At 70.0% G+C, this 11,604-nt stretch carries 9 protein-coding genes; 8 read left to right on the forward strand and 1 reads right to left on the reverse strand.

Annotation, left to right across the window (positions count from 1 at the left end; all coding sequences use genetic code 11):
- Positions 1-836, reverse strand: an 836-nt coding sequence (locus VGS97_RS19345; RefSeq protein ID WP_326854991.1) for a glycosyltransferase family A protein, incomplete at its 3' end; no start/stop codon positions are given.
- Positions 837-1,233: 397 nt separating this feature from the next.
- On the opposite strand from VGS97_RS19345, the gene VGS97_RS19350 reads away from it, so the two are divergent.
- The 8 genes from VGS97_RS19350 to VGS97_RS19385 all read left to right on the forward strand — a co-directional run.
- Positions 1,234-2,613, forward strand: coding sequence for a sugar transferase (locus VGS97_RS19350; protein ID WP_326854992.1), 1,380 nt, complete (start codon positions 1,234-1,236; stop codon positions 2,611-2,613).
- Positions 2,614-2,630: 17 nt separating this feature from the next.
- Positions 2,631-3,722: a Gfo/Idh/MocA family oxidoreductase gene (locus VGS97_RS19355; protein ID WP_326854993.1), complete on the forward strand. Its 1,092-nt coding sequence runs from the start codon at positions 2,631-2,633 to the stop codon at positions 3,720-3,722.
- 3 nt (positions 3,723-3,725) lie between these two features.
- Entirely contained in the window at positions 3,726-4,769 is a 1,044-nt protein-coding gene (locus tag VGS97_RS19360; RefSeq protein WP_326854994.1) for an SDR family NAD(P)-dependent oxidoreductase, read from the forward strand.
- Positions 4,770-4,795: 26 nt separating this feature from the next.
- A complete protein-coding gene (locus tag VGS97_RS19365; protein ID WP_349262193.1) occupies positions 4,796-5,911 on the forward strand; it encodes a DegT/DnrJ/EryC1/StrS family aminotransferase in 1,116 nt (371 codons plus the stop codon).
- A gap of 18 nt (positions 5,912-5,929) precedes the next feature.
- Positions 5,930-6,664: an acetyltransferase gene (locus VGS97_RS19370; RefSeq protein WP_326854996.1), complete on the forward strand. Its 735-nt coding sequence runs from the start codon at positions 5,930-5,932 to the stop codon at positions 6,662-6,664.
- 3 nt (positions 6,665-6,667) lie between these two features.
- Positions 6,668-7,828, forward strand: coding sequence for a DegT/DnrJ/EryC1/StrS family aminotransferase (locus VGS97_RS19375; RefSeq protein ID WP_326854997.1), 1,161 nt, complete (start codon positions 6,668-6,670; stop codon positions 7,826-7,828).
- 143 nt (positions 7,829-7,971) lie between these two features.
- Positions 7,972-9,000, forward strand: a complete 1,029-nt coding sequence (locus VGS97_RS19380) for a hypothetical protein (protein ID WP_326854998.1) — start codon at positions 7,972-7,974, stop codon at positions 8,998-9,000.
- 252 nt (positions 9,001-9,252) lie between these two features.
- Positions 9,253-11,604, forward strand: a 2,352-nt coding sequence (locus VGS97_RS19385) for a N,N-dimethylformamidase beta subunit family domain-containing protein (RefSeq protein ID WP_326854999.1), incomplete at its 3' end; no start/stop codon positions are given.

Below are 11,604 nucleotides of genomic sequence, written 5' to 3' on the forward strand. Positions count from 1 at the left end.
GCGGTGCGGCTGCTCTCGTCGCGCAGCCAGGTGGTGAAGTCTCCGGCCTTGACGGCGCGGCGCGACCGGGCGCGGGCGATCGCGGTGACGGCGACGAACCAGGCCAGTCTCGGCCCGTTGCGCAGCGGCGCCTCGCGTAGCAGCGCCTTGAGGTGAGCGGTGCTGGTGCGCGAGCCGGGCAGATCGGTCTGCGTGGCGGCCTGCGTGGTCACGGTCATCGAGCGGATTCGCCGCCGCAGTAAGTCACTCATCGTGCGCGGGGGGCGAACAGTGACGCGCGCGCGCTCGACGATGCGGCGTTCCTGCGGCGCGAACGAAAGTGACGCGGCGAGGTCATCGCCCATCAATTCGGGCAAACCGGAAATCCGCGCGTGCCCCTCGGCGGAAAGCGCGATCACGCCGCGACCGAACAGCCCCTCGCGCACCACGGGGAGCTGCTCCCAGATCTGGTAATACCAGCGCACCGTCCACGGGCAGCCGTCCAGCGGAGTGTGGCGCGCCGGAGCGGCGGCGTGCACGCCGGGCTCTTCGAGCGCCTCGGCCAGCGCGCGCACGTCGGCGGCACGCAACTCCACATCGGCATCCACATAGAGACGCGGGAAGCCGACGGCGTGCTCGTCGCCGAGTCGCAACGCATGATGCTTGTTCGGCACGGGCGTCGAGACGACGCGCACGTCGGAGTACTGCGCCGCGACTTCGGCCGTCTGGTCCGTACACCCATTGGCAACGACGACGACCCCGAAAACATCTGCCCCGTCAGATTCTGCCGACGCGGCGTCGGCAACGAGACCCGAGAGGAGGCGGCCGATCACCGCCGCCTCGTTGTGTGCGGGCACTACCACGCTTGTCACAGAAGGCAGTATCAAGTGCGCGTCATGCCTTGTCCACGCGTTGGTGAAATTCGCTGTTCGTTCCCGGGTCAGCTCCGGCGCGAGAACGGCCGCTGCGCGCGCCCGCCGCGAGCTTGGGAACTTCCGGTCATTTTTCCTCGGAGCGTACAGATTCTGTTCGATCACGGTATCTTGAGCGTCACCGAGCCCCAGTTAGGTGGGTGGGGTCCAGGGTGGGATCACAATGTTGCAGGTGCACGGTTTCTGACGGCTGAGCGCGGTATTCGCGCTGAGTGTGGGGGGACGACCGGTGACGGTCTTGAATGTGCTGACGCCTGAGCGCAGAACCCGTTCGGACGTGCGAACGCGGCGCTATGATCGGGAAACGTTTCACTTACGCACGTTGTTGCTCGCGGACGTAGTCGCGGCGCTGATGGGCGCGCTGATGGCATACGCGTGGCACCCGGCGGGCAGCGACTCCGACGAACTCCAGATATTTCCGTCGCGGCTCGCCGTCGTGCTGATGCCGTTCGGCTGGGTGCTGGCGCTGTGGCTGGAGCGGGCCTACGACCGGCGGCGGACCGGCATGGACGCCGCGATCGGCCGCAAGGTGCTCGGTGCCGCCGTCGGGCTGCTGGCCGCGGGCGTGGCGGCCAGTGCCCTGCTGGTGGACAGCATGTCGCTGGTGCGCCAGGTGATCATGGCGATAGCGCTGGCCGCGCTGCTGACCCCGCTCTCGCGCACGGTGGCCCGCGCGTGGCTGGCCCGCGCCGGGTGGGGCGCGCAGCAGCAGAGGGTGCTCCTGGTCGGACACGCGAGCTCGATCTCCGGTTTCGCCGAGCAGGTGCGGCCGAACCGGGCGCCGTGGCTGCGGATCGTCGGCGCGTGCCTGGTCGGGCCGACCGAGCCGGGCGAGGCGGAGAGCCTCGAACTGGCCGTGCACGGCGATCTCGACTCGGTGGCCGACACCGCGGTGACAATGGGCTGCGACGTGGTGGTCGTGCTCGCCAGCCCCGAACTCGACGGCTCCGCGCTGCGCGAGCTGTCCTGGCGGCTGCACGAGCAGGACGTGGACCTCGCGATCGTGCCGGTGCTGGTCGGCGTGGCCCCCGAGCGGATCACGGTCGACTCGGTGGACGGCCTGCCGCTGCTGCACATCCGCGCGCCGATCCTGTCCGGGCCGCTGCGCGCGGTCAAGGACGGGCTCGAACGCGTGGCGGCGGCGCTGCTGCTGATGCTGATGTCGCCGATCATGCTCGGCGTCGCGGTGCTGGTGCGTTCGACCAGCCCAGGTCCGGTGCTCTTCAGGCAGACCAGGGTCGGGCTGAACGCGGCGCAGTTCACCTGCCTCAAATTCCGCACGATGGTCGTCGACGCGGAGCGGATGCGCGAGCAGCTTGAGCACCTGAACGAGAAGAGCGACGGCGTACTGTTCAAGATCCGGCGCGATCCGCGGATCACCTCGGTCGGCCGGGTGCTGCGCAAGTGCTCGCTGGACGAACTGCCGCAGCTGATCAATGTGCTGCGCGGGGAGATGTCCCTGGTCGGGCCGCGCCCGCCGCTGCCCGAAGAGGCCGCGAAGTACACCGACGAGGTGCGCCGCCGGCTCGCGGTCAAGCCGGGGCTGACCGGGCTGTGGCAGGTCAGCGGCCGCTCGATGCTCTCCTGGGAGGAGTCGGTCCGGCTGGACCTGAGCTACGTCGAGAACTGGTCGCCGCAGCTGGATGCGATGATTCTGCTGCGCACGACGTCCGCGGTGGTCCGCGGCACCGGTGCGTTCTAAGAGGGGGAGCGAACATCTTGAGCAGTGCCACTGAACTATCGGCCGGGGGGCGGCCGCCCGCGGGTGAGGGGCCGCTCGGCGTCGCCGTGATCGGCGCCGGGTACTGGGGCCCCAACCTGGTGCGCAACTTCCAGGGCTCGGCCTCGTTCCGGCTGCGCTGGCTGTGCGACCTCGACGTGAACCGGGCCCGCAAGGTGCTCGGCGGATATTCGACGGTCGCGACGACCGACGACTACGCGGAGGTGCTCGCGGACGACTCCGTCGCCGCGGTCGCGATCGCCACCCCGGCGGCCACGCACAAGGATCTGGCGCTGGCCGCGCTGGAAGCGGGCAAGCACGTGCTGATCGAGAAGCCGCTCGCCGCGACCTACGCCGACGGCAGGATCCTGGTCGACGAGGCCGAGCGGCGCGGGCTGACGCTGATGTGCGACCACACCTACTGCTACACCCCGGCGGTCACCAAGATCCGGGAGCTGATCCACGAGGGCGCGCTCGGCGAGCTGCACTTCTTCGACTCGGTGCGGATCAACCTCGGGCTGGTGCAGCGGGACGTGGACGTGCTATGGGACCTGGCCCCGCATGACCTGTCGATCCTGGACGCGGTGCTGCCCGAAGGGGTCGAACCGGTCGCCGTCGCGGCGCACGGCGCGGACCCGATCGGCGCGGGGCGCGCCTGCGTGGCGTATCTCACGCTGCGGCTGAACGGCGGGGCGATCGCGCACGTCCACGTGAACTGGCTCTCGCCGACCAAGGTGCGCACGACCATGATCGGCGGCTCCAAGCGGACGCTGGTGTGGGACGACCTGAACCCGGCGCAGCGGGTCTCGCTCTTCGACCGGGGCGTGGACCTGGCCGCGGCCAGTGAGATCGGCGCCGAAGCGCGCCGCGAGATGCAGGTCTCGTACCGCACCGGCGACATGACCGCTCCGGCGCTGGCCGAGCGGGAGGCGCTGGGCGCGATGGTGGAGGAGTTCGCGTCCGCGATCCGCACCGGGCGCGCACCGCTCACCGACGGGCGGGCGGGGCTGAGGGTGCTCGACGTGTTGGAAGCGGCCTCACGCAGCCTGGAGTTCCAGGGCGCGGTGGTCGGTCTGAAAGGGTGGGAGTAAGTGGTGGAAAGCAGTGCCGTCGAAACCAGTGCCGCCGAAAACGGCGCGCTCGGCCGGATCCTGGTGACCGGCGGGGCCGGCACGATCGGCTCGAACCTGGTGGACCTGCTGGTGCGGGAGGGAGCCTCGCAGATCCGGGTGCTCGACGACTTCACCCGCGGCCGCCGGGAGAACCTGGCCTGGGCAACCGAGAACGCTGCGACATTCGGCAGCGCGGTGAGGATCGTCGAGGGCGACATCCGCGACCGGGAGACGGTGCGCGCCGCCATCGAGGGGGCCGACCTGGTCTTCCACCTCGCCGCGATCCGGATCACCCAGTGCGCGCAGGAGCCGCGGCTGGCCAACGAGGTGCTGGTGGACGGCACGTTCAACGTGCTCGAAGCGGCGGCCGCCGCGGGCGTGCGCAAGGTGATCGCTTCGTCTTCGGCCTCGGTGTACGGGCTCGCCGAGTTCTTCCCGACGGCCGAGAACCACCACCCTTACAACAACGACACGTTCTACGGCGCGGCGAAGGCGTTCAACGAGGGCATGCTGCGCAGCTTCAAGGCCATGTACGGCCTCGACTACCTCGCGCTGCGCTACTTCAACGTCTACGGCCAGCGGATGGACGCGTACGGCAAGTACACCGAGGTGCTGATCCGCTGGATGGAGCGGATCGAGGCCGGGCAGCCGCCGATCATCTTCGGCGACGGCGAGCAGACGATGGACTTCGTGCACGTGCACGACATCGCGCGGGCGAACCTGCTGGCCGCGCGCTCGCCGCTGACCGACGAGGTCTTCAACGTGGCGCGCGGCGAGGAGACCAGCCTCAAGGAGCTGGCCGCGGCGCTGCTGGCGGCGATGGACTCGGACCTGCCGGTCGAGCACGGCCCGGAACGCGCGGTCAACGGCGTGACCCGGCGGCTGGCCGACACCTCGGCGGCCGCGGGCAAGCTCGGCTTCACCGCCGAGATCGGCCTGGACGAGGGTCTGCGCGGCCTGGTGCAGTGGTGGCGCGCCGACCGCGCGGCCGAGGCGGCGAAGGCGCGGGCGGAACAAGCATCGTGAGCACAGGAATGGACCGCATCCCGGTCATGATCCCGTACCTCGGCGAGGCCGAGGCGGAAGCCGCCGCGCAGGCGGTGCTGTCCGGCTGGGTCGCGCAGGGGCCGCGCGTCGCGCGCTTCGAGGAGGCGTTCGCGGCGCGGGTCGGTGCGCGGGAGGGGGTCGCGGTCAGCTCCTGCACCACCGCGCTGCATCTCGCGCTGGTCGCCTGCGGGATCGGGCCGGGCGACGAGGTCGTCGTGCCCTCGTTCTCGTTCATCGCGACGGCGAACGCGGTGCGGTACGTCGGAGCGGCGCCGGTCTTCGCCGACGTCGACGTGGTGACCGGGAATCTGACGCCTGAGACCGTCGAACCGGTGCTGACCGCCCGGACGCGCGCCGTGATGCTGGTGCACCAGGGCGGCATGCCCGCCGACGTGGACGCGATGCGCGCGCTGTGTTCCCGGCACGGACTCCGGCTGGTCGAGGACGCGGCCTGCGCGGCGGGCTCGACGTATCGCGGCAAGCCGGTCGGCGCGGGCGCGCAGATCGCGGCGTGGTCGTTCCACCCGCGCAAACTGCTGACCACCGGCGAGGGCGGGATGATCACGCTCGACGACGCCGATCAGGCGCGGCGGCTGAAGCGGCTGCGCGAGCACGGCATGGACCTGTCGGCGGCGGCCCGGCACGCGAGCACCGGTCCGGTGTTCGAGAGCTACCTCGAAGTCGGCTACAACTACCGGATGACCGACATCCAGGCCGCGGTCGGCCTGGTACAGCTGGACAAGCTGGACGAGATGATCGTACGGCGGCGCGAGCTGGCCACCCGCTATCACGAGTTGCTGGCCGACCTGCCCGGCGTGTCCCCGGTGCGCGATCCCGAGTACGGACGCAGCAATTTCCAGTCGTTCTGGGTGCTGCTCGACTCCGAGGACTTCCCCGGCGGACGCGACGACGCGCTGCGCCGGCTGGCCGCCGCGGGCGTTTCGGCGCGGCGCGGGATCATGGCGGCGCACCTGGAACCGGCGTACCGGGACGTCGAGCACGTACCGCTGCCGGTCACCGAGCGCCTGACCCGCGATTCGCTGATCCTGCCGCTGTTCCACACCCTCACCGCCGCCCAGCAGGAGCACATCGTGGACGTGCTGCGGAAGCCGGCGGGCTGAGCAGTGGACCGCGACGCGGTGCGCAACGCCCCAGAACTGATGATCGTCGGTGCCGGCGGCTTCGCCCGCGAGACCGCGCAGGCGGTGGCGGCGATCAACGCGGTGGCGGTCAACACCGGGCGGCCGATCTGGCGGCTGCTCGGATTCCTGGACGACGACCCGCTGCTGCACGGCCGGCGGGTCGACGGCCTGCCGGTGATCGGCGGAGCGGACTTGGTGGAGTCGCTGCCGCAGGCACAGTTGGTGGTGTGCGTCGGCAATCCGCGGCGCTACGACACGCGGATGCGCATCGTCGAGCGGCTCGGGCTGCCGGAGGAGCGGTACGCGACCGTGGTGCACCCCTCGGCGCAGATCTCGGCTGATTCGTCGATCGGTCCGGGCAGCGTGATCCTCGCGCAGACCGTGCTGACCGCCTCAGTCGAGGTGGGCGCGCATGTGGCGGTGATGCCGCACGCGGTCCTGACGCATGACGTGTCGGCGAGCGACTTCGCGACGATCGCCTCGGGTGTGCGGTTCGGCGGCGGGGTCAGCGTCGGCCGTGGAGCGTACGTCGGGGCGGGCGCCTTGATCCGTGAGAATGTGAAAATCGGCGCTTGGTCGATGATCGGCATGGGCTCGGTCGTGTTATGCGACGTCCCGGCCGCGCAGGTGTGGGTGGGGAATCCGGCGCGCATGCTGCGTGATGTCGACGCAGCGCCTGGTGAAACAGCGCCGGAAAATACAGATGTGGAAGTCAAGGAAAGGCTGGCTTAGGGAATGGCGCCGACGAATCCGATTCCGCTGGTCGATCTCAAGGCGGCGCACGCCGAGGTCGCCGACGAGGTCGCCGCTGGCTTCGAGCGGGTGCTCGCCACGACCGGCTTCGTCGGCGGACCCGAGGTCGCCGCCTTCGAGGAGGAATACGCCCGGTTCTGCGGGGTGCGGCACTGCGTCGGCGTGGCCAACGGCACCGACGCGCTCGAACTGGCGCTGCGCGCCGCGGACGTCGGCTGGGGTCGCCGGAACGCGCGCGGCGAAGCCGACGACGAGGTCGTGCTGCCCGCCAACACCTTCATCGCCACCGCTGAGGCGGTCGCCCGGACCGGCGCGCGTCCCGTGCTCGTGGACTGCGAGCCCGGCAGCCAGCTGATCGACGTCCAGGCCGCGCTCGCGGCGGTCGGACCGCGCACGACCGCGGTCGTCCCGGTGCACCTGTACGGCCAGCACGCCGCGGTCGAGGAGCTGACCGCGAAGCTCGCAGGCACCACCGTGCGCGTGATCGAGGACGCGGCGCAGTGTCAGGGCGCGACGAGGCTCGGCCGGACCGCGGGAGCCGACGGGCTCGCCGCGACGAGCTTCTACCCCGGCAAGAACCTCGGCGCCTACGGCGACGGCGGCGCGGTGCTCACCGACGACGCCGACCTCGCCGCGACCGTCAGGGCCCTGGCCAACCACGGCGGCCTGAGCAAGTACAGCCACGACCTGGTCGGGTTCAACAGCAGGCTCGACGCCCTTCAGGCCGTGGTGCTGCGGGCCAAGCTGCGGCGGCTGCCGGAGTGGAACGCGACGCGACGCACTGCGGCCGAACGCTACGGCGAGTTGCTCGCCGGGCTCGAAGGGATCACGCTCCCGACGACGGAGCCCGGCAACGAGCACGTATGGCACCTGTACGTCATCCGCCTTGAGTCCTTCGGCGGTGACCGGGAGCGGCGCGACGCCCTCGTGGCCAAGCTCAACGCCGAAGGAATCGGCGCGGGCGTGCACTATCCGACGGCCCTGCACCGCACCCCGGCCTTCGCATACCTCGGGTACGAGCCCGGCGCGTTCCCGAACGCCGAGGACGCGGCGTCGCGGATCGTCTCACTGCCTCTGCATCCGCACATCACCGCCGCGCAGCAGGAACGCGTGGCCGAGGCGCTCGCGACGGCGCTGGGTTGAACAGCCGCGAGCTGAGCCATCCGGACGCCTCAACGGACAGCCCCGAGATGGACGGCCCCGGGCCGAGCCAGAGCGGGAACCGCAGGCGTCGTGGCCGGTCTTCCTCCGGGCCGGAAAGGTGGCTCAACCGGCGCAGGATCCTGATGCTCGCGCTCGCGGGCGCCCTGATCGGCACCGCAGGCGCGGTGGTGACCGCGCTGGCGACCAGGCATCCGCACGACTCCTCCGTGGCTGCTCCCACGTACCGGGTCACGCGCTCGGCGTTACCGGTGCCGACTCCCACCGTCTCCCTCTCGCCGAAAGCAAGGGTCACCCCCTCGGGCACCGCCGGCGCCGCCCCGACGTTGCGGCCCGCCTGCGCCGGGCCGTCGGCCTGCGGATTCCCCAGCGCCGCGGACACCGGACCGGGCTCGACCACACTGACCCCGCACTCGGGCGACATCTCCATCCGCACCAACGGCACGGTCATTTCGGGCTGGAACCTGAGCGGCTCGCTGGACATCTACGCCGACGACGTCACCGTCGTCGACAGCAAGATCACCTCGACGAACTGGTGGGGCGTGAACCTGCGTCCCGGCCACACCGGCCTGCGCATTCTGCACTCGATGATCACCGCGCTGCCCGGAAAGGGGCCCGACAACGGCGGCGAGGACTACGCGCTGTCGAATATGAGTGACGGAACGGTCGAGGTCGGCTGGAACGACCTGTCAGTATTCGGAAACACCGTTTCCACCGGCCATGGCTATATCCACGACAACTACGTGCACGATCTGGTGCCGTTCATCAACCGGAGCGGCTATTACCAGCACACCGACACCGTGATCAGCGAAGGCGGCGACACCACCGGACTTCGCATCGAGCACAACACCCTGCTGAACCCGATCGACGTGAAACGGGGCGCCTCCGCGGCCATCGGCCTGTACCCGGACTCCGGCCCGGTGACCGATGTGACGATCAGGGACAACTGGCTCGCCGGCGGCGCTTACACACTGTACGGCGGCGGGGCCGGCGCGGCCCGGATGATGGTCTCCGACAACGTGTTCTCGGACGAGTACTGGCCGCAGTCCGGCTTCTACGGGCCGATCGCGCACTGGAACGCCACCGGCACCGGAAATGTGTGGTCGGGCAACACTTTCCGTGACGGCACCGAGATCGACGCGCCCTCGAACTGACGCGCCGGGCGACACGCCTCCCGAAGGGCCGCCAACACCGGACGGATACCGAACGTCACTTCGAATCGGCTTAGATGAAGGTATTGCAACAATGCCCACAAGTGGCTGTCGTTCCCGGGCCATACCGCTATCTTTAGCCACAGTGTGGGGCGAGGAACTCCTAATTCACCGTTTCTAGGCCCGGGGTGGGCGACGATGTACTTCAGGTCGGTATCAGCTTTCTTCGTTAATCTGCGCGGCTCCAGGAAGGCCATGATCATCGTGGCCATGGTCCTGGCCGTGCTCGCGGCGGTGATCGCACCCGCCGTCACGGCGCACGCCGATCCCTGCGGCCCCGGGTCCAACCCCGTCGCCTGCGAGAACTCGCAGCCGGGCACGCCGATGAACCAGTGGTACTCGCCCAGCGCCTGGGGCGACATCCAGGGCTTCTCCACCGCGGCGAGCGTCACGCCGGGCCAGACCATCAGCTTCAAGGTCGACTCCCCCGACCCGTACAAGGTGGAGATCTTCCGGCTCGGCTGGTACGGCGGCAACGGCGCGCGGCTGATGCCGACCTCGCCCACCACGATCTTCCCGGCGGTCACCCAGCCGGCCTGCGCCCGCGACGCGCCCACCGGCGAGACGGACTGCGGCAACTGGTCGGTGACCGCGACGTGGACGGTGCCCTCGGACGCCGTTTCAGGGCTCTACCTCGCCGACCTGGACGAGACGACCGGCCACGGCTTCATGCCGTACCCGTTCGTGGTCAGCGACCCGACCAGCCACTCCAACATCGTCGTGCAGACCTCGGACCAGACGTGGCAGGCGTACAACATGTACGGCGGCGACGACCTGTACCAGGGCAACGGGCCCGCCCCCGACGGCCGCGCCTACGCGGTCAGCTACAACCGGCCGATGAACGTCTCCGGATCGAACGGGATCTTCGGGTCCGAGTACGCGATGATCCAGTGGCTGGAGCGCAACGGCTACGACGTCAGCTATCTGAGCGGCGTCGACGTCTCCACGCAGGGCAGCCTGCTGCTGAATCACAAGACCTTCATGTCGTCGGGCCACGACGAGTACTGGAACCAGAACCAGTGGAACGCGGTGGCGGCGGCCCGCAACGCCGGGGTGAACCTGGCGTTCTTCGCCGGAAACGACGTCTTCTGGCGCACCAGGCTGTCGCCGAGCATCGTGGACGGCGCCGCCGACCGGACGGTCACCTGCTACAAGATGACCAAGATGGAGTTCCCGACGCCGGACGGCATCGCCGACCCGAGCGGCCAGTGGACCGGCACCTGGATGGACCCGAACGGCGCGGGCATCGGCGGCAACTCCCCGCAGAACCAGCTGACCGGCACGCTGTTCGACGCCAACGGCTACAACGCGGAAGCGATCACGGTCACCTACCCGTACAGCACCGACCGGCTGTGGCGAAACACCTCGGCCGCCTCGCTGCAACCCGGCCAGACGTACACGATGCAGACCGGGACGCTCGGCTACGAGTGGGACAGCGACGTCGCGAACTCCGTGCGACCGCAGGGCGAGATCGACATGTCCTCGACGAGCGTCAACCTCACCAACGGCACGCTGCTGAAGGACTACGGGAACACCTACGGCAACGGCACCGCCGTGCACAGCCTGACGCTGTACAAGGCGGCGTCCGGCGCGCTGGTCTTCAGCTCGGGCACGGTGCAGTGGGCCTGGGGCCTGTCCACGCTGCACTACGACCTGGCCACCGCCGAGGACCCGGTGCAGGAGCAGGCGACGGTGAACCTGCTGGCCGACATGGGCGCGCAGCCGACGACGTTGCAGACCGGCCTGGTCGCGGCGACGCAGAGCACTGACACGACCGGCCCGGCCGTCTCCGTCGCGACGCCGAGCTCCGGCGCGACCGTCCCGGCGATGTCCCCGGTGACCGTCAGCGGCACCGCCGCCGACGCGGCCCCCGGCGTGGTGGCACGGGTCGAGGTGTCCACCGACGGCGGCACCACCTGGCAGCCCGCCACCGGCCTCGGCTCGTGGAGCTACAGCTGGACGCCGACGCAGCTGGGTTCGTTCAACATCCTGGTGCGCGGCGAGGACGACAGCGCCAACGTCGGCGCCACGGTGACCATCCCGGTCACCGTCGGCCCGCAGAGCTGCCCGTGTTCGATCTTCCCGAACTCGGCGAGCCCGGCGAAGCCGGACAGCGGCGACGTCTCGGCGGTCAACGTGGGCGTGAAGTTCGCCACGAGCGCCTCCGGCGCGGTGACCGGCGTGCGCTTCTACAAGGCGGCCACGAACACCGGCACTCACGTCGGCAGCCTGTGGACGTCGAGCGGGGCGCTGCTGGGCAGCGTCACGTTCACCAACGAGACCCCGTCCGGCTGGCAGACCGCGCTGTTCGCGCAGCCGATCCCGATCAGCACGAACACCACGTATGTCGTCTCTTACCTGGCGCCGAGCGGCCACTACTCCGCGGACGCCAACTACTTCGCCGGTCAGGGCGCGGGACTGGCGCCGATCACGGCGCTCCAGTCCACCAGCACCTCGGCGAACGGCGTGTACAAGTACGGCACCGCCACGACGTTCCCGAGCACCGGCTTCAACAACACGAACTACTACGTCGACGCGGTGTTCCAG

Origin of the sequence: Actinocrinis sp., from assembly GCF_035946395.1 — a bacterium.
GTDB lineage: Bacteria > Actinomycetota > Actinomycetes > Streptomycetales > Catenulisporaceae > Actinocrinis.

Coding starts and splice junctions, on each gene's coding strand:
- VGS97_RS19375 (WP_326854997.1), top strand. CDS start 6,668: ATGGCGCCGACGAATCCGATTCCGCTGGTCGATCTCAAGGCGGCGCAC.
- VGS97_RS19365 (WP_349262193.1), top strand. CDS start 4,796: ATGATCCCGTACCTCGGCGAGGCCGAGGCGGAAGCCGCCGCGCAGGCG.
- VGS97_RS19380 (WP_326854998.1), top strand. CDS start 7,972: ATGCTCGCGCTCGCGGGCGCCCTGATCGGCACCGCAGGCGCGGTGGTG.